Below are 23865 nucleotides of genomic sequence, written 5' to 3'. Positions count from 1 at the left end.
ATATGGTTTACAGCATGACTGGTTTTGGCGCAAGCACGAAAAAAACGGATCGTTTGATGGTGGCGGTGGAAATGAAATCGGTCAACCACCGGTTTTGCGAAATTTCCATTCGCCTCCCTAGACAATGGCTCGTGTTTGAGGATAAAATAAAGAAAGCAATTTTGCCGTACGTGCGGCGCGGAAAAGTGGAAGTGTTCGTCACGATCGCCGGCGAAGGACTTGTAAAGCGGAACGTACATATTGATTGGGATTTGCTCGGCCAATATTGGGCCGGGTTGCAGGAGGCAGCAAAGCGATTTGCCGTTGACGGCAGCGTGACGGCGGCCGAGCTGCTTCGGCTTGATGGGGCGGTCGAAGTTGTGGAAGAGGAAGGAGCGAACGAGGAGGTCGAGCCGCTGCTTTTGGCCGCTGTCGATGAAGCGGCAAAGGCACTTGTTGCCATGCGCCGGCGCGAAGGGGAGGCGCTTGCCGCGGATTTGCGCGCCCGTCTTCATGAAGTCGAAGCCGGGGTGGAAGCTATTGAACAGCGGGCGCCGCTTGTGATTGAACAATACCGCGAGCGGCTTGCGCGCCGCCTGCGCGAATGGGCGCCCGCTCCGGTCGATGAGGCGCGCCTGCTCACAGAAGTGGCGGTGTTTGCCGAAAAGGCGGACATTCATGAGGAATTGAAACGCATCCGCAGCCATTTGGCGCAAATGGCAGACGCCTTAGAAATGGACGAACCGATCGGGAGGAAACTGGACTTTTTGGTGCAAGAGTTGAACCGGGAAGTCAACACGATCGGCGCCAAGGCAAACGACAGCCTGATTGCCGCGCAAGTCGTTGAGATGAAAAGCGTGCTTGAGAAAATGCGCGAGCAAGTGCAAAACGTGGAATAACGGTTTAAAACGACTTGTTGGCGGCAACAATATCGGATATGGCAGGTGGGCGTGTCATGATGATGAAATTTATCAATATCGGGTACGGAAACATGGTGTCAGCCGCCCGCATCATTACGATTGTCAGCCCTGATTCGGCGCCGATCAAACGAATCATTCAAGATGCGCGCGAAAGCGGCAAGCTCGTTGACGCGACGCACGGGCGGAGGACGCGCGCCGTCATCATCATGGACAGCGATCACGTCATTTTGTCGTCCGTGCAGCCGGAAACGGTGGCGAACCGCTTATATGGAAGCGACGATTTCTCCGAGGAAGGGTAGGGTTTTGGGCGTTGAAGAACGAACGTGGGTTGTTGATCGTCATGTCGGGTCCGTCTGGCGTTGGCAAAGGAACGGTGCGCAAGGCGCTGTTTTCGCAGCCGGACATCAATCTTCATTATTCGGTGTCGGTCACGACGCGCAAGCCGCGCGAAGGCGAAGTGGAAGGCGTCGACTACTTCTTCCGCACGCGCGAGCAGTTTGAACAAATGATTCGGGAAAACAAGCTGCTCGAGTGGGCGGAATACGTCGGCAACTACTATGGCACGCCGATCGACTACGTGGAGAAGACGCTTGCCGAAGGGAAAGATGTGTTTTTAGAGATCGAAGTGCAGGGAGCGATGAAAGTACGGCGGGCGTTTCCAGAGGCGCTCTTCATTTTCCTTGCTCCGCCAAGCCTCACGGAGCTTGAAAAGCGGATCATGGGACGCGGCACCGAGTCGAAAGAGCTGATTGAAAATCGGCTGCGGGCGGCGAAAGAGGAGCTTGAAATGATGGACGAGTACGACTATGTCGTGGAAAATGATGAAGTGGAGCTCGCCTGCGAGCGGATCAAGGCGATCGTCATCGCCGAACATTGCCGGCGCGAACGCGTCGCCGAGCGATATAAACGGATGTTGGGGGTGGAATGACGATGCTGTATCCTTCCATCGATTTGCTGATGCAAAAAGTCGATTCGAAATACAAGCTCGTCACGGTGGTGGCCAAACGGGCGCGCGAGCTGCAGGACGGTGCGGAGCTGATGGTGAAAAAGCCGGTGTCGAAAAAATTTGTCGGCCAGGCGCTCGAGGAAATTGCCGGTGACAAGGTCGAATTAGTGGAGGAGGAAAAATAACAACCTAGCTTTAGGTTGTTATTTTTTTCAATGTCGGGGGGTGGCCAACATGATCAAGGGAAAACATATTTTGCTTTGTGTGACCGGGGGGGTGGCGGCGTACAAGGCGGCGGCGCTCACCAGCCAGCTCGTCCAGCGCGGCGCTGAAGTAAAAGTGATCATGACAGAAGGGGCGTGCCAGTTCATTACACCGCTCACGTTTCAAGCATTGTCGCGCCAGGAAGTGTATGTCGATACGTTTGCCGAAAACGATCCGGCTGTCATCGCCCATATCGATTTGGCGGACTGGGCGGATCTCGTTTTGGTCGCACCGGCGACGGCCAATACGATGGCGAAGCTGGCCGCCGGCATCGCCGACAATATGGTGACGACGACGATTTTGGCGACGAAAGCGCCCGTCTGGATTGCTCCGGCGATGAACGTTCATATGTACGAGCATCCGGCCGTCCAGGCGAACATGGAGCGGCTCTGTAAGTTCGGCTACCGGTTCATCGAGCCGTCGGAAGGCTATTTGGCGTGCGGCTACATCGGCAAAGGGCGGCTCGAGGAGCCGGAGAACATCATCGCCCATATCGAGCGCTTTTTTGCCGGTGATCCGCCGCTGTTTCGCGGGAAGCGTGTGCTTGTCACCGCTGGGCCGACGCGGGAGAGGCTTGATCCAGTCCGTTATTTCTCCAACTATTCGAGCGGCAAAATGGGCTACGCCATCGCCGAAGCGGCGGCCCGCTTCGGCGCTTCGGTGACGCTTGTCTCCGGACCGACGGCGCTTTCTTCACCCGATGGCGTCGAGACGGTGGCGGTTGAATCGGCGGAAGAGATGTATGAAGCGGTTTTGTCTCGGTTTGCGGAAACGGACATCGTGATCAAGGCGGCGGCGGTCGCCGATTATCGGCCGAAATATGTCGCGGCTTCCAAAATTAAAAAGCAGCCGGGCGGTTATGTCGTCGAGATGGAGCGGACGGTGGACATCTTGAAAGCGCTTGGCGAGCGGAAAACGGGACAGATTTTGGTTGGATTTGCCGCTGAGACGGACAACCTCGAGCAGTATGCGTTAAAAAAACTTGAAGAAAAGCGGTTGGATATGGTCGTCGCCAACAATGTCACCGAAGAAGGGGCAGGGTTTGCCGGCGATACGAACATCATCACCATCTTCCGCCGCGACGGCGTCGTTCGGCCGCTGCCGCTCATGACGAAACGCGAGGCGGCCGAGGAAATTTTAAAAGAAATTCACGCGTATATCGAGGCGATTCGATGAAAGTAGCATCCGTGATTGTCGATGTCCCGTCCCGGCAGACGGACCGCCCGTTCGATTATTGGATTCCGGAGCGCTGGCAAGGCGTCATCCAGCCGGGCATGCGGGTGACGGTGCCGTTTGGGGCGCGGCGTTTGCAAGGGTTTGTCGTTGATGTGAAAGACCATTCCGACATCAAACAACTGAAACCGATTGAGCATGTGATTGATGTCGTGCCGGTGTTAAACGAAGAGCTGCTTGATCTTGGCCGCTATTTAACGGAAACGACGCTTTGTTTTGCCATTTCGGCGTACCAGGCGATGCTGCCGGCGGCGATGCGGGCGAAATATGAAAAAACGCTCCGCTTGACGGATGAAGAGAAGAGAGGGAGGTTGCCGGATGAGGTAAAGCCGCTGTTTGCCGGGCGGACGGAAGCGCCTTGGAAAGAGGTTGAGGCGGCCGGTTTATGGCGGGCGGCGCAAAAAGCGGTGCAGCAAGGTGTGCTCGAGGCGGTCTACAAGGTGAAAGAAAAAGCGGGCAAGAAAACGGTGAAGCACGCCGCTTTGGCCATTCCATCGGAACAAGCGAAACAGGAGCTCGGGTCGCTGCCGGCAAGGCAAAAAGAGGTGCTTTCCTTTTTGCTGGAAAAAGAGGAAGCGGCGCCGGTTGCCGAGCTGCAAGCGGTGCTTGGCGTCTCCTCAGCGCCGCTGAAAGCGCTCGTCGACAAAGGATTTGTGGTGCTGAACGATGTCGAGGTGTACCGCGACCCGTACGAGCATCGCACGTTTCAGCCGAGTGAGCCGCCGGCGCTCACTCGGGCGCAAGAGGCGGCATTGGCGAAGATCGCCGCTTCGGTGCGCGCCGGGGAGCATCGCACGTTTTTGCTGTATGGCGTCACCGGCAGCGGGAAGACGGAAGTGTATATGCAGGCGATTGATGAAGCGTTGCGCCAAGGAAAGGAAGCGATCGTTCTCGTGCCGGAAATTTCGCTGACGCCGCAAATGGTCGAGCGCTTCAAAAGCCGGTTCGGCTCGAAAGTAGCGGTGCTTCACAGCGGGCTGTCGGTCGGCGAAAAATATGACGAATGGCGGAAAATTCACCGGAAAGAAGTGCAGCTTGTCGTCGGGGCGCGATCGGCGGTGTTTGCCCCGTTTGAAAACTTGGGAATGATCATCATCGATGAGGAGCATGAGACGAGCTACAAGCAAGAAGAAATGCCGCGCTATCATGCGCGCGATGTCGCCATTTACCGCGCTCGCCGCCACAGCTGCCCGGTCGTGCTTGGCAGCGCCACCCCCTCGCTTGAGACGTTCGCCCGCGCCGCCAAAGGGGTGTACGAGCTGCTCGAGCTGCCGGAGCGCATCAGCGACCGCGGCCTGCCGGACGTTCATGTCGTCGATATGCGCGAGGAGCTGCGAAGCGGCAACCGTTCGATGTTTTCACGCCGATTGCTTGACGAATTGCGCCGCCGGCTTGAGCGCGGCGAGCAGGCAGTGTTGCTGTTGAATCGACGCGGTTATTCGACGTTTGTCATGTGCCGCAGCTGCGGCTATGTCATCCGCTGTCCGCACTGCGACATTTCGCTGACGTACCATCGTGCCGGGGAACGGATGAAATGCCACTATTGCGGGCATGAAGAGCCGCTTGCCCCTCGCTGTCCGTCATGCGGCAGCGAACATATCCGCTTTTTCGGGACCGGCACGCAAAAAGTGGAAGAAGAACTGACGAGGTTGCTGCCGAAAGCGCGCGTCATCCGCATGGATGTCGATACGACCGGCCGCAAAGGGGCGCATGAAGAGCTGCTTTCCCGTTTTGCCGCCAAGGAAGCCGATATTTTGCTCGGCACGCAAATGATCGCCAAAGGGCTTGATTTTCCGGATGTCACGCTTGTTGGTGTGCTCGCGGCCGACACGATGCTTCATTTGCCCGATTTTCGCGCCGCGGAAAAAACGTTCCAGCTGTTGACGCAAGTGAGCGGGCGCGCCGGACGGCACGAGCTGCCCGGCGAAGTGATCATTCAGACGTATACGCCTGAGCACTACAGCATTGAACTGGCCGCCCGCCACGACTACCGCGCCTTTTACCAGCGGGAGATGGCGCTGCGCAAAGCGCACGGCTATCCGCCGTACTACTACTTGACGCTCATCACGGTCGCCCACCAGGAAGCGCCGGCTGCAGCCAAAGCGGCGGAGAAAATCGCCGCCTATTTGCGCAAGCATTTGTCGCACGAAGCGGTCGTTCTCGGCCCCGTTGCCTCGCCAATCGCCCGTCTTCACGATAGATATCGTTACCAATGCATGATAAAATACAAACGGGAGCCGAATTTGACCGCGGCGCTCAAGGCGGTCATCGACCGCTACCAAGCCGATGCCGCCCATGGCGGAGTGATGGTCACCATTGATACAAACCCATACATGATGATGTGAACTTGGGGGAATGACGTTGTCTGTTTTGTCGATTGTCACGTATCCTGACCCGATTTTGGAACAGCCGTGCGCGCCGGTGACGGCGTTTGACCGTCGGCTCGGGCGGCTGCTTGACGATATGTATGAAACGATGCTTGCCGCTGACGGGGTGGGCCTAGCTGCCCCGCAAATCGGCGTCGCCAAGCAGATCGCCGTCATCGATGTCGGTGATGAACACGGTCGGATCGAGCTCATCAACCCGGTCGTGATCGAGGCGCGCGGCGAACAAGTGGATGTGGAAGGCTGTTTGAGCTTTCCCGGCTTGTTTGGCGAAGTGCCGCGCGCGAAATTTGTGAAAGTGCGGGCGCAAAACCGGCGCGGCCGCCCGTTTACGCTTTCCGCGACCGGTTTTTTGGCGCGCGCGTTGCAACATGAAATCGACCATTTGCACGGTGTGCTGTTTACGTCGAAAGTGATTCGGTATTGCGATCTTGAAGAATTGGAAGGATAGATGCCAATGACGAACATTGTGTTTATGGGAACACCTGACTTTGCCGTGCCGATTTTGCGCCAGCTTCTTCATGACGGCTACCGCGTTGCAGCGGTCGTCACCCAGCCGGATAAGCCAAAAGGGCGGAAGCGCGAGCCCGTTCCGCCCCCGGTGAAAGTGGAAGCGGAGCGCCGCGGCATCCCAGTGCTGCAGCCGACAAAAATTCGCGAGCCGGAGCAATACGAACAAGTGTTGGCGTTTGCGCCCGATTTGATTGTCACGGCGGCGTTTGGGCAAATTTTGCCGAAAGCGCTGCTTGATGCACCAAAATACGGCTGCATCAATGTCCATGCCTCGCTTCTGCCCGAGCTGCGCGGTGGGGCGCCGATCCATTACGCCATTTGGCAAGGGAAAACGAAAACGGGTGTCACGATCATGTATATGGTGGAGCGGTTGGACGCCGGCGACATGTTAGCGCAAGTCGAAGTGCCGATTGCCGAAACGGATACGGTCGGCACGCTCCATGATAAATTGAGCGCCGCCGGGGCTAAACTACTATCAGAAACGCTTCCACTTTTATTGGAAGGAAACATTACGCCCGTTCCGCAAGATGAGGAGAAAGCGACGTATGCGCCGAACATTCGCCGCGAGCAGGAGCGGATCAATTGGACGCAGCCCGGCGAAGCCATTTACAACCATATTCGCGCCTTCCATCCGTGGCCGGTCACGTATACAACGCAGGATGGGCACATTTGGAAGGTTTGGTGGGGTGAAAAAGTGCCGGCGCCCCGTTCGGCGCCGCCGGGCACGATTTTGGCGCTTGAGGAAAACGGCATTGTCGTGGCCACCGGCAATGAGACAGCCATTCGCATCACCGAATTGCAGCCGGCCGGAAAAAAACGGATGGCGGCGGGCGAATTTTTGCGCGGCGCCGGCAGCCGTCTTTCGGTCGGCATGAAGCTAGGAGAGGATCATGGACGTACGTGAACTTGCTTTAGATACGCTGTTAGCCATTGAACAAAAAGGAGCGTACAGTCATTTGCAATTAAACGAAGCCATTCAAAAAGGACGCCTTGACGGGCGCGATGCGGCGCTGTTGACCGAGATTGTCTACGGCACGGTGCAACGGCGCGACACGCTCGATTATTATTTGGCGCCGTTTTTGCGCAAGGCGCGCCGGCTTGAGCCGTGGGTGCGCGTGCTTCTTCGGTTGACGCTGTATCAAATGGTGTATTTGGATCGTGTTCCCGACCGCGCCGCCGTCTTTGAAGCGGTTGAAATCGCCAAACGGCGCGGCCATCGCGGCATTGCTTCACTTGTCAACGGCGTATTGCGGGCCATCGGCCGCGAGGGGCTGCCGTCGATCGAGGCGGTTGATGACGCGGGCAAGCGGCTCGCCCTTGCCACCAGCCATCCCGAGTGGCTCGTTCGGCGCTGGATCCAGCAATATGGTTATGAAGAAGCGGCGCGCATGTGCGAGACGAATTTGCGCCCGCCGCAATCAACGGCCCGCGTCAACCGGCTGCGTGCGACTGTCGAAGAAGCGCTTGAGCGGCTGCGCGCTGAAGGGATGCAGGCAATCCCTGGCCATGTCGCTCCGGAGGCCATCCGGGCGGAAAAAGGGAATTTGGCTCATACGGAGACGTTTCGCGCCGGTTGGCTGACGATTCAAGATGAAAGCTCAATGCTTGTCGCTCGAGCGCTTGACCCAGCCCCCGGCGAGCGGGTGCTTGACTGCTGCGCGGCGCCGGGCGGGAAAACGACCCATATCGCCGAGCGGATGGGCGGGCGCGGCGAGGTCGTTGCTGTTGATATCCACGAACATAAGGTAATGCTGATCGAACAGCAGGCCAAGCGGCTCGGGCTTGACAACGTTGCGACGCTCGCCCTTGACAGCCGCCGGCTCGGCGAGCGGTTTGCCCCGGAATCGTTTGACCGCGTTTTGGTCGATGCGCCGTGCACTGGATTCGGCGTCATTCGCCGCAAACCGGAGATCAAATATACGAAAGGGAAAGACGCCATCGCCGCGCTTGTCGAGATTCAGCAAGCCATTTTGCGGGCGGCCGCCCCGCTTTTGAAAAAAGGCGGTACGCTTGTCTACAGCACATGCACGGTGGAGCGCGAGGAAAATGAAGAAGCCATCGCCCGCTTTTTAGCGGATCATCCGGACTTTTTCCTCGACGCCAGCCTTGCCGAGCGGATGCCGAAACCGGTGCGGCCGCATGTGAAAGGCGGCATGTTGCAGCTTTTGCCGCATCATTTTGACTCTGACGGGTTTTTTATCGCCCGACTGCGAAAGAAGGTGTAAAAGCATGGAAATGGTTCGTCCGGCTGCCCGCCGCTCTGTCGGCGAAACGCAGCCTCCGTTGCCATCGATTTATTCGCTCACGCTAGACGAATTGAAGGAATGGCTTGTCGCTCAAGGCGAAAAGCCGTTTCGGGCCACACAAATTTACGAGTGGCTGTATCAAAACCGCGTCACCGATTTTGCCGACATGACGAATTTGCCGAAGCGGCTGCGCGAACAGCTAGCGTCATCGTTTTCGATCACGACGTTGAAAACCGTGGTCAAACAAACTTCTAAAGACGGAACGATCAAATTTTTGTTTGAGCTCCATGACGGCTATTCGATTGAGACGGTGCTCATGCGTCATAACTACGGCAATTCGGTGTGCGTCACGACGCAAGTCGGCTGCCGCATCGGCTGCACGTTTTGCGCTTCGACGCTCGGCGGACTGAAGCGTCATTTAGAGGCGGGCGAGATCGTCGCCCAAGTCGTGCAAGTGCAAAAGGCGCTCGATGACACGAATGAACGCGTCAGCAGCATCGTCGTCATGGGCATCGGCGAGCCGTTCGACAACTACGATGCGCTCATCAAGTTTTTGCGCATCGTCAATCACCCAAAAGGGTTGAACATTGGCGCCCGCCATATCACCGTTTCCACCAGCGGCATCATCCCAAAAATTTACCAGTTTGCCGATGAAGGAATGCAAATCAACTTCGCCATTTCGTTGCATGCACCGACGAATGAGCTGCGGACGAAACTCATGCCGATCAATAAAGCGTACCCGCTGCCGAAGCTCATGGAGGCGGTTCGGTATTACATTGAAAAAACCGGCCGGCGCGTGACGTTCGAGTACGGATTGTTCGGCGGGGTGAACGACCAGCTTGAGCACGCCGAGCAGTTGGCCGAGCTGATTAAAGGGCTGAAATGCCATGTGAATTTGATTCCGGTTAACTACGTGCCGGAGCGCAACTATGTGCGCACGCCGCGCAGCCAAATTTTCGCCTTTGAACGGGCGTTGAAAAAACATGGGATCAATGTCACCATTCGCCGCGAACATGGACACGACATCGATGCCGCCTGCGGACAGCTTCGCGCGAAGGAGCGAAAAGAGGAGACGAGGTGAATCGGATGCGAGCCGTTTTCCGAACTGACATCGGCCAAATTCGCGAACATAACGAAGACAATGGCGGCGTATTTGTCAATCAAAGCGGCCAATATTTAGCGGTTGTCGCTGACGGGATGGGCGGTCATCGCGCCGGTGATGTAGCCAGTTCCATGGCGGTGGCGTATTTGCAGGAGCGATGGGAGAAAGAGAGTGGCCTTGCTTCACCGGCTGAGGCGGAGCAATGGCTCAAGACGCAAATTGCGTCGGCGAACGAACAACTGTTTCGCCATGCCCTTTCCCACCCGGAATGTCAAGGAATGGGGACGACGGTCGTCGCCGCCGTTTGCGCTAATTCGTTTGCGACGGTTGCCCATATCGGCGACAGCCGCTGCTACGTGCTCAACAAAAGCGGAATTCAGCAGCTGACCGACGACCATTCGTTGGTCAATGAGCTCGTCAAAAGCGGGCAGCTTTCGAAAGAAGCGGCTGAGCATCATCCGCGCAAAAACGTGCTGTTGCGGGCGCTCGGCACGGAACCGGCGGTGAAAATCGACGTGAAAACAGTGGCGCTCGACGAGGGCGACATGTTGTTGTTATGTTCGGACGGGTTGTCCAATAAAGTGCCGGAAGCGGACATGATACATATTTTGACGGGTGCCGGCACGCTGGAAGAGAAGGCGGAGGCGCTTATTGAGCTCGCCAACGGGCGGGGCGGAGAAGACAACATTTCGCTGGCGGTCATCGATGTTTCAGCGGAACGTGAAGGTGGGTGATCGGCGTGCTCATTGGAAAGCGATTGAATGACCGCTATAAAATCATCAGCCTTATCGGCGGCGGCGGCATGGCGAATGTCTATTTGGCCCGCGACATCATTTTGGAGCGCGATGTCGCCGTGAAAGTGCTCCGCCTTGATTTTGCCAATGATGATCAGTTCATCAAACGGTTCCGCCGCGAGGCGCAAGCGGCGACGAGCTTAAACCATGAACATATCGTCTCCATTTATGACGTCGGCGAAGAGGAAGGCGTCTATTACATCGTCATGGAATATGTGCGCGGCGCGACGCTGAAGCAATACATCCAGCAGCACGCTCCGCTTCCGGTCGAACGGGCGCTTGGCATTATGGACCAGCTGACATCAGCGATCGCCCATGCCCATGAGAACGGCATCATCCATCGCGACATTAAACCGCAAAACATTTTGCTTGATGAGCACGGCAATGTGAAAGTGACCGACTTCGGCATCGCTGTGGCGATGAGCGGCACGACGATCACGCAGACCAACTCGGTGCTCGGTTCGGTCCATTATTTGTCGCCGGAGCAGGCGCGCGGCGGCATTGCCACCGAAAAGTCGGACATTTATTCGCTTGGCATCGTCATGTTTGAACTTGTCACCGGTCGGCTGCCGTTTTCCGGCGAATCGGCCGTTTCGATCGTGCTGAAGCATTTGCAGGCGGAAACGCCGTCGCCCAAGGCGTGGAACCCCGACATTCCGCAAAGCGTCGAAAATATTATTTTAAAAGCGACGGCGAAAGACCCGTTTTACCGCTACCAATCCGCGCGCGAAATGAACGAGGACATTCGGACAGCGCTGGATCCAAGGCGGCGCAACGAGCCGAAATTTACCATACCCGATGACGATGAGGAAGCGACGAAAGCCATTCCGATGATCAAACATGCGGAAAGCGCGGCGTTGGAGCAAGAGACGCTTGTGTACGAGGAAAAAACGAGCGAACCGGTTCATACGACGGGCGAACCGAAACCAAAGCGGAAACGGGTATGGATTGCCTGGCTTGTGGCTGCCTTGCTGTTCATTGGAGCTGCCGGCGTCAGCGCGGTCACATGGATTCCGGACCTCATTTTTCCAAAAGAAGTGACGATGCCGAACGTGGTCAACAAAAACTATGATGACGCTGTTGAACAGCTGTCGTCGCTCGGTTTGGAAATCAAAGATACGATTGATGTGGAAGATGATCAAATCGAAGAAGGAAAAGTCGTGCGCACCGATCCGGAAGCCGGCATGACGGTGAAGAAAGGGGCCGGCGTCATCATTTATAAAAGCATTGGAAAAAAGAAAATCGAATTTCCAAGCTTCATTGGCGATGATATTGCTGCGGCGGAGGAGGAGCTGCGCGCTGAAGGATTCACCCGCATTACGCGCAATGGCCGCCACAGCGACAAGCCGGAAGGGACGATTTTGGATCAATACCCGTACGCCGGCGATCGAGTGGCGCCTGATGAAACGGAAGTTATCTTTACCGTCAGCCTCGGGCCGGAGAAGGTCACCGTTAAAGATTTGACTGGCTATACGGAAAAAAGCGTGCGCGACTACGGCGCGGATCAAGGGTTGCGCATTGACGTGAAGTACGAGTATTCGGACGAGGTGCCAGAAGGGCTTGTCATTTCGCAAACTCCAGCGGCGAACGAGCAGGTAAAAAAAGGGGAAACCATCACGGTCGTCATTTCCCGCGGGCCCGAGCCGAAGCCGTCCAAAACGGTAGTGAAAGAGATTATGATCCCGTATGAACCGGCGATGCCGGGGCAAATGGTTGAAGCTCAGCTTTACATCCAAGATGCCAACCACAATATGTCAACGCCATACAAAACATACCGGCTGACGGCGCCAGCGACCGAGATGGTCGAGTTTGAAATTCCATATGGGGAGACCGCTTATTACCGCGTCATTGTCAACAATGTCGTCAAAGAGGAAGGATCGATCCCGTACCCAGAACATAACGAAAAAAAGGGGTGAGGCTATGGCGGAAGGACAAATCATTAAAGCATTAAGCGGATTTTATTACGTCTTGTCCGAAGGCCGCGTGTTCCAATGCCGCGGGCGCGGTGTGTTCCGCAAGAAAAACGTGACGCCGCTCGTCGGCGACCGCGTCGTTTTTCAGGCGACGAGCGAAACGGAAGGCTATATTTTGGAGATTGGCGAGCGGCAAAATGAGCTTGTGCGGCCGCCGATTGCCAACGTCGAACAGGCGATTTTAGTCTTTTCGGCTGTAAGCCCGGACTTCAGCGCCAAGCTGCTCGACCGCTTTCTTGTCTTGGTTGAATCGAAACGCATCGCGCCGATCATTGTCATCAGCAAAATCGATTTGTTAGATGGCGAATCGAAAGAAGAGATCGCCCGCTACGTGCATGATTACCGGCGCATCGGCTACGACGTGATTGAAACGTCAGCCGTGACCAAGGGCGGCCTCGATGAACTGGCGTTGCGCCTTCGCGGCCGCGTCTCCGTCGTCGCCGGGCAGTCCGGCGTCGGCAAATCGTCCTTATTAAACGCGCTCCGTCCGGATTTGCGGTTGAAAACGGGCGACATTTCCACCCATTTAGGGCGCGGCAAGCATACGACCCGCCATGTCGAACTGCTTGAGGTCGCCGGTGGACTTGTCGCCGACACCCCAGGGTTTGGCGCGCTTGAGTTCGACCAGATCGAGCTTGATGAATTGCCGCATTATTTTCCGGAATTCCGGATGTACGGGGAAGGGTGCAAGTTCCGCGGCTGCCTTCATATCGCCGAGCCGAAATGCGCTGTGCGTGAGGCGGTCGAGGCCGGGGAGATTCCATCGTACCGCTATGACCACTACGTTAGTTTTGTTGCCGAAATGAAAGAACGAAAGCCGAGGTATTGAACATGATTCGAATTGCGCCATCGATTTTATCAGCCGATTTCGCCCGCCTGGCTGAGGAAATTCGTTCGGTCGAGGAAGGCGGGGCGGATTGGATTCATGTCGATATCATGGACGGGTATTTCGTGCCGAATTTGACGTTCGGTCCGCCGGTCGTGGCCGCCATTCGACCGGTGACGAAGCTGCCGCTTGACGTCCATTTGATGATCGCCGACCCGGACCGATACATTCCGGCGTTTGCGAAAGCGGGCGCGGATGTGATTTCCGTCCATGTTGAGGCGTGCGTGCATTTGCATCGGACGATTCATTTTATCAAAGAACAAGGCGTCAAAGCCGGGGTGGTGCTCAATCCGCATACACCGGTCGAGATGATCCGCCATGTGATCGGTGATGTCGATCTCGTCTTGTTGATGACGGTCAATCCAGGGTTTGGCGGACAGGCGTTCATTCCGGCGGTCGTGCCAAAAATCCGTGAGGTCGCCCGGATGGCCAGTGAACAAAACAAAGAGGTCGATATTGAGGTCGACGGCGGCATCAATGCGGAAACGGCGCGGCTTTGCGTGGAAGCCGGAGCGAACGTGCTTGTCGCCGGCTCGGCCATCTACAATGAACGGGATCGAGCCGCCGCTATTCGCACGCTTCGCAAAGCGTGCGCCAACTAGCCAAAAGGCAGCGCCGCTTTTGCCATCTTATTGAGCCGCAGGGTGATGAGAGCAAAGAAAAGAACGGAAGATGGCTGCCTCGGCCCTTGCCGAAAGGGGGAAACGCATGTGTTGATTCATATTGTCGGCGGCGGTCCGCCCCACCTTCTTCCCGATTTGCGCTCGTATGATGGGAGCGATGTGCAGTGGGTCGGCGTCGACCGCGGCACGAAAGCGCTCTTGGATTTCGGACTCCGCCCGGTGCGGGCGTTTGGCGATTTTGATTCCTTGCCGGCTGAGGAGGTCAAGCGGCTAAGGGAGATGCTGCCGGAGCTTGACATTTGGCCGGCGGAAAAAGACAAAACGGATATGGAGATCGCCCTTGACTGGGCGGTTAGGCAGACAGATGGGGCCATCCGTCTGTTTGGGGCGACCGGCGGGCGGCTTGACCATTTGTTTGGCAACGTTGAGCTGCTGTTAAAGTACGCCGGGCGGCCCATTGAACTCATCGACCGGCAAAACGTGCTCACCGTCCATCTGCCCGGCGTGCATACGGTCGCGCGCGACGATCGATACCGTTATGTGTCATACATCCCGATTTCCGAAACGGTGGCAGAACTTACGCTGATGGGATTTAAATATCCGTTAACAAACTGTCATATTTCCCGCGGTTCGACATTATGTATTAGTAATGAACTTATCCAATCTTCCGGTACTTTTTCGTTTTCAGAAGGCATATTAATGATGATAAGGAGCAGCGATTTTGCCGGCTGCCCGTAGTCGCGCTTGGCTTATGACGGAATATAATGGATAAGGAAATGGCGGGAAGCTCGTGATGATCGGTGTGAGGAGGGAATCGGGATGAAGTTTTATACGATCAAGCTGCCGAGATTTTTAGGCGGAATCGTGCGGGCGGTGTTGAACGCATTTAAAAAAGGATAAGAAAAAAGCACCATTTTTGGTGCTTTTTTGTTGCCGCCGAACAAAAGGAGGGTTGCAACCTTTTGGGGCGGCTTCTTTTCGTTAGGCCGTTAGACGCGTTTCACTTTTCCAGATTTCAGCGCGCGCGCCGAAACCCAGACGCGTTTCGGTTTGCCGTCAACTAAAATGCGCACTTTTTGCAAGTTGGCTTTCCATGTGCGGCGGCTGGCGTTCATGGCATGCGAACGCGAGTTGCCGAACGATTTCTTCTTGCCGGTAATGAAGCACTTCGCCATCGTTTTTCCCTCCTTGCTTTCACATCCCTCTAAAAACACTATTATAATTTACCATACAACCGTAGGGATTGCAATAGACGTGCGGTTTTCTTTCAAGAAACTGTCCTTGACATCTATTTCAGTTTTCGGCTAAATAATACTAGTGGGCGGACGGGAAGCGCTTTGAAAACAGAAAGCGTTATAGTACAATAGGGGTAGCTGTGCGAGATACGCAAAGGGGGAACGAGCATGTCGATTGAATGGCAAACGAAATACGGGCGCATCGAAGTCGCCAATGAAGTCATTGCGATGATCGCGGGGGGAGCAGCCGTCGATTGTTACGGCATTGTCGGAATGGCGTCGAAAAACCAAATTCGCGATGGGCTGTCGGAAATTTTGCGCCGGGAGAATTTTTCCAAAGGGGTTATTGTCCGCGAAGAAAACGGCGAGATACATATCGATATGTACATCATCGTCAGCTACGGAACGAAAATTTCCGAAGTTGCCCATAACGTGCAGTCGAAAGTGAAGTACACGCTCGATCAGACGCTCGGGCTGGCGGTTCAGTCGATCAATATTTACGTTCAAGGGGTTCGGGTGTCAAACCCGTAGTAAGGAGGAGTTAGCCGGTGACAATGAGGACGCTTGACGGAAGACGATTTGCCGATATGGTGCAGCAAGGGGCCGCACATTTGGCGAACAACGCCAAGACGGTCGATGCGCTGAACGTCTTTCCGGTTCCAGATGGCGATACAGGAACGAACATGAACTTGTCGATGACGTCCGGGGCGAAAGAAGTGAAGGCGAATGCCTCCGACCATATCGGCAACGTCGCCGCGGCGCTGGCGAAAGGGCTGTTGATGGGGGCGCGCGGCAATTCCGGCGTCATTTTGTCGCAGCTGTTCCGCGGATTTGCCAAGGCAGTCGAAGGCAAACAAGCGGTGAACAGCTTCGAATTCGCCGCCGCTTTGCAGGCGGGGGTGGACACAGCCTATAAGGCGGTGATGAAGCCGGTTGAGGGGACGATCCTCACCGTTGCCAAAGAAGCGGCGCGCAAGGCGGTGGAGGCGGCAAAAAAAGAACGCGACGTGATCGCCGTGATGGAAGCGGCGCTCGCCGAGGCGAAAGCGGCGCTTAAGCGCACACCCGAATTGCTCCCAATCTTAAAGGAAGTCGGTGTCGTCGACAGCGGCGGTCAAGGGCTCGTATACATCTATGAAGGGTTTCTTGCTGCTCTGAAAGGAGAAATCGTGAGCGCCGCACGCGCTGAGGCGCGGATGGACGATTTAGTGAAAATGGTGCACCATCAAAGCGCGCAAAGTCATATTCATACCGATGAGATCGAGTTTGGCTACTGTACGGAATTTATGGTCCGTTTTGAGCCGGAAAAGCTGGCCGAGCACCCGTTTTCCGAAGAAACGTTCCGCCGCGAGTTAAGCCAGTTCGGCGACTCGTTGCTTGTTGTCGCGGATGACGAGCTTGTTAAGGTGCACATCCATTCGGAAACGCCGGGTGAGGTGCTGACATACGGTCAACGCTACGGCAGCTTGATCAATATTAAAATTGAAAACATGCGCGAACAACATGCCAACATCGTCGGCAAGGAGGCCAAAACGCTGACTGGTGTTGCCAAAGAGGAAGCAAAGCCGTACGGCATCGTCGCCGTCGCCATGGGCGCTGGCGTGGCTGAACTGTTTCGGAGCATCGGTGCCCACGCCATCATTGAAGGTGGGCAAACGATGAACCCGAGCACGGAAGAAATCGCTGACGCCATCCGCCTCGCCAACGCGGAAACGGTGTTTGTGCTGCCAAACAACAAAAACATTGTAATGGCGGCAAAACAAGCGGCGGAGCTTTCCGAACAGCGGGTTGTCGTCATCCCGTCGAAAACGGTTCCGCAAGGTCTGGCGGCGCTCTTGGCGTTCAATCCGGCGCAATCGGCCGAGCAAAATGAGCGGGCGATGACGGCGGCGCTGTCGCGAGTGAAAACGGGGCAAGTGACATTTTCCGTGCGCGATACGACGATTGACGGCATCGAGATTCAAAAGGGCGATTACATGGGGTTATGGGATGACCGCATTATTGCCGCTGACAAAGACAAACTCACCGTAACGAAGCGGCTGCTTGATGCGCTCATTGATGAAGAAAGCGAAATCGTGACCATTTTGTACGGCGAAGACGCAACGGAGATCGATGTGGAAACAGTCGTTGCCTATTTGGAAACGAAACATGACGGGGTCGAAGTGGAAGTGCATAACGGAAAGCAGCCGCTGTATCCATTTATCATTTCCGTCGAATAATATGTTAGAATAATAGAAGGGAGCATTCCCTTCTATTTTTCTTATTTTTCTGTTTTGTGGAGGAATAGCGGAGATGAAATACAAAAGCGTCTTTGATATCATTGGCCCGGTGATGGTCGGGCCGTCAAGTTCACATACGGCCGGGGCGGTGCGCATCGGTTTAGTCGCGCGCAAGTTGTTTGGCCGAAAGCCGACGTGGGCGCGCATTTCGTTTTACGGTTCATTTGCCGAAACGTATCGGGGGCATGGCACCGATGTTGCCATTGTCGCCGGGTTGCTTGGGTTTGACACGTTCGATGAACGTCTTCCGAGTGCGCTTGAGATCGCCCAAGCGGAAGGTGTGGATGTGTCGTTTTCCGCTGAGGAGGCGGTTCCGCATCATCCGAATACGGCACGCCTGCGGATTGGCGATGATGAAGGCGAGCTTGAGCTCGTCGGCATTTCGATCGGCGGCGGCAAAATCGAAATCGTCGAATTGAATGGGTTTGCCTTGAAGCTGTCCGGCCATCATCCAGCGCTGCTCATTATGCATAACGACCGGTACGGGACGATTGGAGCGGTGGCTTCCGTGTTGGCGAAGTGGAAGATCAACATCGGCCACATGGAAGTGTCGCGCAAGGAGAAAGGGAAAGAGGCGCTCATGGCGATCGAAGTCGACCAGCCGTTGACCGATGATCTGATTCAAGAATTAGAGCAGCTGCCGAACATCATTCAAGTGGCGAAGCTTGTGGATTAAAAAGAAATCGGTTTCAGATGCACCATGATAGAGAGAGGATAGGTGGGAAATGATATGTTTCGCAATGTAGCTGAACTCGTGGAGATGGCAGAAAAGGACAACATCAAAATCGCTGAAGTGATGATTCGCCAAGAAGTGGAGGTAAGCGGAAGAAGTCGAGAAGAGGTGATCGCGCAAATGGATCACCATTTGTCGGTCATGGAGCGCGCCGTCGAGAGGGGACTCGAAGGGGTTGTGTCCCGCTCCGGGCTGACGGGCGGCGATGCGGTGCGGATGCAGTGTTATATTGAGGGCGGCCGTTTTTTGTCTGGGGAGACGATTTTGGACGCCGTCAGCAAAGCCATGGCGACGAACGAAGTGAACGCGGCGATGGGCGTTATTTGCGCCACCCCGACGGCAGGGGCGGCCGGCGTCGTTCCAGGGACGTTGTTTGCCGTGAAAGAGAAGCTGCGGCCGACAAGGATGGAAATGATCGAGTTTTTGTTTACAGCCGGGGCGTTTGGCTACGTCGTCGCGAACAACGCCTCGATTTCCGGCGCCGCCGGCGGCTGTCAAGCCGAAGTTGGGTCGGCGGCCGGCATGGCGGCCGCGGCGTTGGTGGAGCTGGCCGGTGGGACGCCGAGCCAAGCGGCCGAAGCGATGGCCATCGCCCTAAAAAATATGTTGGGATTAGTATGCGACCCGGTTGCTGGCCTGGTCGAAGTGCCGTGCGTCAAGCGGAACGCGATGGGGGCGGCGAACGCCATGATCGCTGCGGATATGGCGCTAGCCGGCATTAAAAGCCGCATCCCGTGCGATGAAGTGATTGAAGCGATGTATCGCATCGGTGCAGCCATGCCGGTGGCGCTCAAAGAAACGGCGCAAGGGGGGGTGGCCGCGACGCCGACTGGCCGCGCCATTGCGGCTCGCATTTTCGGCGCTTCTGCGGCATCGAAGTGAACGAAGCGATGCAGCAGCCGGTGACGGCGGTCAAAGGCATCGGTGAAGAGACGGCGGCCGCGCTTGCCGACATCGGCATCGCGACGGTCGGTGAGCTGCTTGCGTACGCCCCGTACCGCTATGATGATTACGAACAAAAAGATTTGGCCGTCGTCCGCCATGAAGAAAAAGTGACAGTGGAAGGAAAAGTATACAGCGCCCCGCTGTTGACGTATTACGGAAAGAAAAAATCGCGCCTTTCCTTCCGCATGCTGGCCGATCGCTACTTGATCACCGTTGTTTGTTTCAACCGTCCCTATTTGAAGGAAAAAATCGCCCTGAACGAGACGGTGACGGTGATCGGCAAATGGGACCGGCATCGGCAAACGATCAACGCCTACGAACTTCGGTTCGGACCGGCTCCGGAGACCACCGGCATCGAGCCGGTTTACTCCGTTCGCAGCCCGCTGACGGTGAAAACGATGCGCCGGTTGATGAAAGCGGCGTTCGAACAGTTTGGCGAGCACATCCCCGACCCGCTGCCGCCCGCTTTGCGCCGCGCTTATCGCCTTGTCGACAAACAAGAAGCGCTCCGCGCCCTTCATTTTCCGCGCACGCGCGAAGAGTTGCATCAGGCGCGGCGCCGGCTCATCTATGAGGAGTTTTTGTTGTACCAGCTGAAAATGCAGGCGCTCCGTCGATTGATGCGCGATGAGCGGCGCGGCGTCGTTCATTCGTTTTCTGAAGAGCGGCTTTCGTCCTTTCTTTCCGGATTGCCGTTTGTCTTGACGAACGCCCAGCGCCGCGTCATCGGCGAAATTTTGGCGGACATGCGCTCGCCGCGGCAAATGAACCGGCTTTTGCAAGGCGACGTCGGTTCTGGCAAGACGGTCGTTGCCGCTGTCGCTCTTTACGCCGCCGCTTTGTCCGGATTTCAAGGAGCGCTGATGGTGCCGACGGAAATTCTGGCTGAACAGCACGCCCGCTCGCTCGCCGAGCTGTTTGCCGATACGGATGTGACGATTGCGCTCTTGACAAGCTCAGTGAAGGGAAAGCAGCGCAAAGCGGTGCTTGCCGAACTGGAAGAAGGAACAATTGATATCGTCGTAGGCACGCACGCCTTGATTCAAGAAGGAGTGCAGTTTCGCCGGCTCGGCCTCGTGATTACGGACGAGCAGCACCGGTTTGGCGTCGAACAGCGCCGCGTTTTGCGTGAGAAAGGGCATGCACCGGATGTATTGATGATGACGGCGACGCCGATTCCGCGCACACTCGCCATTACGGCGTTCGGCGACATGGACGTATCGGTGCTCGATGAAATGCCGGCCGGACGAAAAAAAGTCGAGACGTATTGGGTGAAGCATCATCAGTTCTCCCGCGTGCTCGATTTTATCGAAAAGGAATTGCGCCGTGGTCATCAGGCGTATGTCATCTGTCCGCTCATTGAGGAGTCGGACAAATTGGATGTGCAAAACGCCATCGATGTCCATAGCCAGCTTGTCCATTATTATCGCGGGAAATATGAGATCGGCTTGATGCACGGCCGGCTGTCGGCCGACGAAAAAGAACGCGTCATGCGGGCGTTCAGCGAAAACCGCATCCATGTGCTCGTCTCGACGACGGTCGTTGAAGTCGGCGTGAATGTACCGAATGCGACGGTGATGGTCATTTACGACGCCGAACGGTTTGGCCTCGCCCAGCTCCATCAGCTGCGCGGGCGGGTCGGGCGCGGCGACGCCCAGTCGTACTGCATTTTGATCGCCGACCCGAAATCGGAAGTCGGCAAAGAACGAATGCGCATCATGACGGAAACGGCCGATGGGTTTGTGTTGGCCGAAAAAGATTTGGAGCTGCGCGGTCCGGGCGATTTTTTCGGTACAAAACAAAGCGGGCTCCCGGAATTCCGCTACGGCGATCCAGTGCATGATTACCGCATTTTGGAAGTCGCCCGCCGCGATGCCGCCAAGCTCGTTTCCTCGGCCGCGTTTTGGCGCGATGAGGCGTACGCCGGGCTGCGCGCCGAGCTGGAAGCGTCCGGCCTACTCGACGGGGAAAAGCTAGATTAATAGACAGGGAGGAGGCGGCCGGCGCATTCGCGCCCCGCTGTTTTTTATGGTAATTGATTTTTTGGCCAGTGGAAGCCTATATTTTCATTGCTCGGACGGAGGAGGCAGGAGATGTCTGTCCCACTATTTCGTTTGTGGGCCTCGAGGATGGAGCAGAAAGCCGTTTGGCGAGGGGGCGTCGGATCCACAGCGGCCGACAGCCTGTGGCGCTGTTCATTTTTTGTGCTTGCATTTCGTTTTTTGATATTATATATTACTTTTAGTACCTAGTCATAAAATCGGACGGTGTCACGAATCGATGAGAAAAAGCAAACGCGAACGGCAACGGTTGTTGCAGGAGACGATCCGGGAAAACCCGTTTATCACCGATGAAGAGCTCGCCGAAAAATTTTCGGTCAGCGTGCAGACGATCCGCCTTGATCGGCTTGAGCTGTCGATTCCCGAACTGCGTGAGCGCATCAAGAATGTCGCCCGCCAGTCGTTCGCTGATAAAGTGCGGGCGTTGCCGCTTGAAGAAGTAATCGGCGACATTATTGACATCGAGCCGGATGCGAGCGCCATTTCGATTTTCGATGTGAAAGAGGAGCACGTCTTTCGGCGCACCCGCATCGCCCGCGGCCATCATTTGTTCGCTCAGGCCAACTCGCTTGCCGTCGCTGTCATCCATGATGAACTGGCGCTGACAGCGAAAGCGACCATTCGTTTTGTGCGTCAAGTGAAAGAAGGGGAGCGGGTCGTAGCCAAAGCGAAAGTGACCGGAAAAACGGCGCACGGGCGCACAATCGTCGAGGTGAACAGCTACGTCGGCCAGGAGCTCGTCTTTTCTGGTACGTTTGAAATGTATCGTTCAAACATAGAGAAAAAGGATGGGGACAGCAATGAATATCGCGGTTGATGCCATGGGCGGAGACCATGCCCCGGGCGAAATCGTGCGCGGGGCGCTTATGGCCGCCGCCCATTTCCCTGACATCGAGATTACGCTGATTGGCGATGAAGCGAAAATTCGCCCGCATGTGGCGGGTGAAGAGCGCATTTCGATCATCCACACCGACGAAGTGATCGAAGCAGATGATGAGCCGGTGCGGGCGGTGCGGCGCAAAAAGAACTCGTCGATGGTGCGCATGGCGGAAGAAGTGAAAGAAGGGCGCGCCGAGGCGTGCATTTCCGCCGGCAATACCGGGGCGCTCATGGCAGCCGGACTGTTTGTCGTCGGGCGGGCAGCCGGCATCGACCGCCCGGCGCTCGCCCCGACGCTGCCGACGTTGGATGGGCGCGGCTTTGTCTTTCTGGATGTCGGCGCCAACGTCGATGCAAAGCCGGAACATTTGCAGCAATACGCTTTGATGGGACATGCGTACGCAAAGAACGTGCGCGGCGTCGAAAAACCGCGCATCGGCTTGCTGAACGTCGGAACGGAAGACCAAAAAGGAAACGAAACAACGAAACGGGCGTTTGCCTTGCTCAAGGAAACGAACCTTCATTTCATCGGCAATGTCGAAGCGCGCGATCTGCTGCAAGGAGTGGCTGATGTTGTCGTCGCCGACGGCTTTGCCGGCAATGTTGCGTTAAAAACGATTGAAGGGACGGCGCTGGCGCTCTTTTCCTTGCTCAAGCAGACGCTGACAAGCGGCGTCGCGGCGAAGCTGGCCGCCGCCGTCCTCAAGCCAAAGCTCGCCGGGCTGAAAAAAATGATGGACTACTCGGAGTATGGCGGCGCGGCGCTGTTTGGCTTAAATGCTCCGGTCATTAAAGCGCACGGGTCGTCCGATGCGAACGCCATCTTCCACGCCATCCGCCAGGCACGAGAGATGGTGGTTCATGATGTCATTGGCACGATCAGAGCGGAGCTGGAACGGGCATAATCGGTAAAGGAGGAATCAAAAATGGGGAAAATCGCCTTTTTATTTCCTGGCCAAGGATCGCAGACGGTCGGCATGGCGAAAGACGCTGCCGAGCATGACGCCCGCGCCCGCACCGTCATCGCGGAGGCTGACGAGCGGCTTGGATTCGCGCTTTCCAAGCTCATGTTCAACGGACCGCAAGAAGAGCTGACGTTGACATATAACGCCCAGCCGGCGCTCTTGACCGCCAGCATCGCCTTGCTCCAGCTTGTCGACGGCGCTGGGCTGAAAGCGGACTATGTCGCTGGCCATAGTTTGGGCGAATATACGGCGCTTGTCGCCGCCGGCGCCATGTCGTTTGCCGATGCCGTCTACGCGGTGCGCCGCCGCGGTGTGCTGATGGATGAAGCGGTGCCGGCCGGTGAAGGGACGATGGCGGCGGTGCTTGGGATGGACGCTGATGCGCTTGAAGCAGTGACAAATGAAATCGCCGCCCAAGGCGATCCGGTCGAGCCGGCCAACTTCAACTGCCCGGGGCAAATTGTCATCTCCGGCTCGAAAGCCGGAGTGGAAAAAGCGGCGCAGCTTTTGAAAGAACGCGGCGCCAAACGCGTCATTCCGCTTGAGGTGAGCGGTCCGTTCCACTCCGCTCTCATGAAGCCGGCGGCAGAAAAACTGAAAGCGGTTCTTGACAGTTTGGTGATTCGTGACGCCGTCATTCCGGTCGTCGCCAATGTGACGGCTGAGCCGGTGACGAAAAAAGAGGACATCGCCCGCCTTCTCATTGAACAACTGTACTCGCCGGTGCGTTGGGAGCAGTCGGTGCGCACGCTTCTTTCGCTTGGCGTCGACACGTTTGTCGAAATCGGTCCGGGAAAAGTGTTGTCCGGCCTTGTGAAAAAAATCGACCGCAACGCCCGCGTTTATGCGGTGAACGATCTTGCTTCCTTCGAAGCGACCGTTGCGGCGCTGAAAGGGGAATAAAGC

Annotated in this window: 25 protein-coding genes; 24 read left to right on the top strand and 1 reads right to left on the bottom strand. The window is 56.4% G+C overall.

What is annotated here, in order from left to right; all coding sequences use genetic code 11:
• The first annotated feature begins 2 nt into the window (after positions 1–2).
• From ETR37_RS03955 to spoVM, 16 genes are all read left to right on the top strand, one after another.
• Positions 3–878, top strand: coding sequence for a YicC/YloC family endoribonuclease (locus tag ETR37_RS03955; RefSeq protein ID WP_013523365.1), 876 nt, complete (start codon positions 3–5; stop codon positions 876–878).
• Positions 879–934: 56 nt separating this feature from the next.
• Entirely contained in the window at positions 935–1198 is a 264-nt protein-coding gene (remA, locus tag ETR37_RS03950) for an extracellular matrix/biofilm regulator RemA (RefSeq protein ID WP_011230666.1), read from the top strand.
• A gap of 11 nt (positions 1199–1209) precedes the next feature.
• The gene (gene gmk / locus ETR37_RS03945) at positions 1210–1827 is read left to right on the top strand and encodes a guanylate kinase (RefSeq protein ID WP_011230667.1); all 618 of its coding nucleotides are present in this window, start codon (positions 1210–1212) and stop codon (positions 1825–1827) included.
• A gap of 2 nt (positions 1828–1829) precedes the next feature.
• Positions 1830–2030: a DNA-directed RNA polymerase subunit omega gene (gene rpoZ / locus ETR37_RS03940; RefSeq protein WP_011230668.1), complete on the top strand. Its 201-nt coding sequence runs from the start codon at positions 1830–1832 to the stop codon at positions 2028–2030.
• A gap of 49 nt (positions 2031–2079) precedes the next feature.
• Entirely contained in the window at positions 2080–3285 is a 1206-nt protein-coding gene (gene coaBC / locus ETR37_RS03935; RefSeq protein ID WP_015374384.1) for a bifunctional phosphopantothenoylcysteine decarboxylase/phosphopantothenate--cysteine ligase CoaBC, read from the top strand.
• Positions 3282–5687: a primosomal protein N' gene (priA, locus tag ETR37_RS03930; RefSeq protein ID WP_015374385.1), complete on the top strand. Its 2406-nt coding sequence runs from the start codon at positions 3282–3284 to the stop codon at positions 5685–5687. The genes coaBC and priA overlap by 4 nt, the downstream gene beginning before the upstream one ends.
• A gap of 16 nt (positions 5688–5703) precedes the next feature.
• A complete protein-coding gene (gene def, locus ETR37_RS03925; protein ID WP_015374386.1) occupies positions 5704–6177 on the top strand; it encodes a peptide deformylase in 474 nt (157 codons plus the stop codon).
• Between the two features lie 6 nt (positions 6178–6183).
• The gene (fmt, locus tag ETR37_RS03920) at positions 6184–7143 is read left to right on the top strand and encodes a methionyl-tRNA formyltransferase (RefSeq protein ID WP_015374387.1); all 960 of its coding nucleotides are present in this window, start codon (positions 6184–6186) and stop codon (positions 7141–7143) included.
• Positions 7130–8464 (top strand): 16S rRNA (cytosine(967)-C(5))-methyltransferase RsmB, encoded by a 1335-nt coding sequence (rsmB, locus tag ETR37_RS03915; protein WP_060787833.1) that lies wholly within the window; start codon positions 7130–7132, stop codon positions 8462–8464. The genes fmt and rsmB overlap by 14 nt, the downstream gene beginning before the upstream one ends.
• Positions 8465–8468: 4 nt before the next feature.
• A complete protein-coding gene (gene rlmN / locus ETR37_RS03910) occupies positions 8469–9566 on the top strand; it encodes a dual-specificity RNA methyltransferase RlmN (RefSeq protein ID WP_011230674.1) in 1098 nt (365 codons plus the stop codon).
• Between the two features lie 5 nt (positions 9567–9571).
• Positions 9572–10321: a Stp1/IreP family PP2C-type Ser/Thr phosphatase gene (locus ETR37_RS03905; protein ID WP_033006246.1), complete on the top strand. Its 750-nt coding sequence runs from the start codon at positions 9572–9574 to the stop codon at positions 10319–10321.
• Between the two features lie 5 nt (positions 10322–10326).
• Positions 10327–12297, top strand: a complete 1971-nt coding sequence (pknB, locus tag ETR37_RS03900; protein WP_015374390.1) for a Stk1 family PASTA domain-containing Ser/Thr kinase — start codon at positions 10327–10329, stop codon at positions 12295–12297.
• A 4-nt stretch (positions 12298–12301) separates the two neighbouring features.
• Positions 12302–13183, top strand: coding sequence for a ribosome small subunit-dependent GTPase A (gene rsgA / locus ETR37_RS03895; protein ID WP_015374391.1), 882 nt, complete (start codon positions 12302–12304; stop codon positions 13181–13183).
• Positions 13184–13185: 2 nt separating this feature from the next.
• Entirely contained in the window at positions 13186–13842 is a 657-nt protein-coding gene (rpe, locus tag ETR37_RS03890; protein ID WP_129446917.1) for a ribulose-phosphate 3-epimerase, read from the top strand.
• Between the two features lie 108 nt (positions 13843–13950).
• Entirely contained in the window at positions 13951–14601 is a 651-nt protein-coding gene (locus tag ETR37_RS03885) for a thiamine diphosphokinase (protein ID WP_013145787.1), read from the top strand.
• Between the two features lie 81 nt (positions 14602–14682).
• The gene (gene spoVM, locus ETR37_RS03880; protein WP_011230680.1) at positions 14683–14763 is read left to right on the top strand and encodes a stage V sporulation protein SpoVM; all 81 of its coding nucleotides are present in this window, start codon (positions 14683–14685) and stop codon (positions 14761–14763) included.
• Positions 14764–14852: 89 nt separating this feature from the next.
• Here spoVM and rpmB read toward each other — a convergent pair whose 3' ends face one another.
• Positions 14853–15038, bottom strand: coding sequence for a 50S ribosomal protein L28 (gene rpmB / locus ETR37_RS03875; protein WP_011230681.1), 186 nt, complete (start codon positions 15036–15038; stop codon positions 14853–14855).
• Between the two features lie 228 nt (positions 15039–15266).
• Between rpmB and ETR37_RS03870 the strand changes: the two genes are divergently transcribed.
• From ETR37_RS03870 to fabD, 8 genes are all read left to right on the top strand, one after another.
• The gene (locus ETR37_RS03870; RefSeq protein WP_015374392.1) at positions 15267–15629 is read left to right on the top strand and encodes an Asp23/Gls24 family envelope stress response protein; all 363 of its coding nucleotides are present in this window, start codon (positions 15267–15269) and stop codon (positions 15627–15629) included.
• Positions 15630–15646: 17 nt separating this feature from the next.
• Positions 15647–17317, top strand: a complete 1671-nt coding sequence (locus tag ETR37_RS03865; protein WP_015374393.1) for a DAK2 domain-containing protein — start codon at positions 15647–15649, stop codon at positions 17315–17317.
• Between the two features lie 73 nt (positions 17318–17390).
• Positions 17391–18053: an L-serine ammonia-lyase, iron-sulfur-dependent subunit beta gene (gene sdaAB / locus ETR37_RS03860; protein WP_015374394.1), complete on the top strand. Its 663-nt coding sequence runs from the start codon at positions 17391–17393 to the stop codon at positions 18051–18053.
• A 54-nt stretch (positions 18054–18107) separates the two neighbouring features.
• The gene (sdaAA, locus tag ETR37_RS03855) at positions 18108–18992 is read left to right on the top strand and encodes an L-serine ammonia-lyase, iron-sulfur-dependent, subunit alpha (protein WP_015374395.1); all 885 of its coding nucleotides are present in this window, start codon (positions 18108–18110) and stop codon (positions 18990–18992) included.
• A complete protein-coding gene (gene recG / locus ETR37_RS03850) occupies positions 18989–21037 on the top strand; it encodes an ATP-dependent DNA helicase RecG (RefSeq protein WP_129446916.1) in 2049 nt (682 codons plus the stop codon). Before sdaAA ends, recG begins: the two co-directional genes overlap by 4 nt.
• A gap of 298 nt (positions 21038–21335) precedes the next feature.
• The gene (gene fapR / locus ETR37_RS03845) at positions 21336–21932 is read left to right on the top strand and encodes a transcription factor FapR (protein ID WP_011230687.1); all 597 of its coding nucleotides are present in this window, start codon (positions 21336–21338) and stop codon (positions 21930–21932) included.
• Positions 21916–22899: a phosphate acyltransferase PlsX gene (gene plsX / locus ETR37_RS03840; RefSeq protein ID WP_015374397.1), complete on the top strand. Its 984-nt coding sequence runs from the start codon at positions 21916–21918 to the stop codon at positions 22897–22899. Before fapR ends, plsX begins: the two co-directional genes overlap by 17 nt.
• A gap of 21 nt (positions 22900–22920) precedes the next feature.
• Positions 22921–23862 carry an ACP S-malonyltransferase gene (fabD, locus tag ETR37_RS03835; RefSeq protein WP_129446915.1) on the top strand — a complete coding sequence of 314 codons (942 nt, stop codon included), beginning with the start codon at positions 22921–22923 and terminating at the stop codon, positions 23860–23862.
• The last annotated feature ends 3 nt before the right edge of the window (positions 23863–23865 follow it).

The sequence above is a fragment of the Geobacillus sp. PK12 genome (assembly GCF_004123125.1).
GTDB lineage: Bacteria > Bacillota > Bacilli > Bacillales > Anoxybacillaceae > Geobacillus > Geobacillus zalihae.
Note: the sequence above shows the minus strand (reverse complement) of the source record. Positions and strands in the feature narration are given on the sequence as shown.

Coding starts and splice junctions, on each gene's coding strand:
- ETR37_RS03955 (WP_013523365.1), top strand. CDS start 3: ATGGTTTACAGCATGACTGGTTTTGGCGCAAGCACGAAAAAAACGGAT.
- remA (WP_011230666.1), top strand. CDS start 935: ATGATGATGAAATTTATCAATATCGGGTACGGAAACATGGTGTCAGCC.
- rpoZ (WP_011230668.1), top strand. CDS start 1,830: ATGCTGTATCCTTCCATCGATTTGCTGATGCAAAAAGTCGATTCGAAA.
- coaBC (WP_015374384.1), top strand. CDS start 2,080: ATGATCAAGGGAAAACATATTTTGCTTTGTGTGACCGGGGGGGTGGCG.
- priA (WP_015374385.1), top strand. CDS start 3,282: ATGAAAGTAGCATCCGTGATTGTCGATGTCCCGTCCCGGCAGACGGAC.
- fmt (WP_015374387.1), top strand. CDS start 6,184: ATGACGAACATTGTGTTTATGGGAACACCTGACTTTGCCGTGCCGATT.
- rsmB (WP_060787833.1), top strand. CDS start 7,130: ATGGACGTACGTGAACTTGCTTTAGATACGCTGTTAGCCATTGAACAA.
- rlmN (WP_011230674.1), top strand. CDS start 8,469: ATGGAAATGGTTCGTCCGGCTGCCCGCCGCTCTGTCGGCGAAACGCAG.
- ETR37_RS03905 (WP_033006246.1), top strand. CDS start 9,572: ATGCGAGCCGTTTTCCGAACTGACATCGGCCAAATTCGCGAACATAAC.
- rsgA (WP_015374391.1), top strand. CDS start 12,302: ATGGCGGAAGGACAAATCATTAAAGCATTAAGCGGATTTTATTACGTC.
- rpe (WP_129446917.1), top strand. CDS start 13,186: ATGATTCGAATTGCGCCATCGATTTTATCAGCCGATTTCGCCCGCCTG.
- spoVM (WP_011230680.1), top strand. CDS start 14,683: ATGAAGTTTTATACGATCAAGCTGCCGAGATTTTTAGGCGGAATCGTG.
- rpmB (WP_011230681.1), bottom strand. CDS start 15,038: ATGGCGAAGTGCTTCATTACCGGCAAGAAGAAATCGTTCGGCAACTCG.
- ETR37_RS03870 (WP_015374392.1), top strand. CDS start 15,267: ATGTCGATTGAATGGCAAACGAAATACGGGCGCATCGAAGTCGCCAAT.
- sdaAB (WP_015374394.1), top strand. CDS start 17,391: ATGAAATACAAAAGCGTCTTTGATATCATTGGCCCGGTGATGGTCGGG.
- sdaAA (WP_015374395.1), top strand. CDS start 18,108: ATGTTTCGCAATGTAGCTGAACTCGTGGAGATGGCAGAAAAGGACAAC.
- fapR (WP_011230687.1), top strand. CDS start 21,336: ATGAGAAAAAGCAAACGCGAACGGCAACGGTTGTTGCAGGAGACGATC.
- plsX (WP_015374397.1), top strand. CDS start 21,916: ATGAATATCGCGGTTGATGCCATGGGCGGAGACCATGCCCCGGGCGAA.
- fabD (WP_129446915.1), top strand. CDS start 22,921: ATGGGGAAAATCGCCTTTTTATTTCCTGGCCAAGGATCGCAGACGGTC.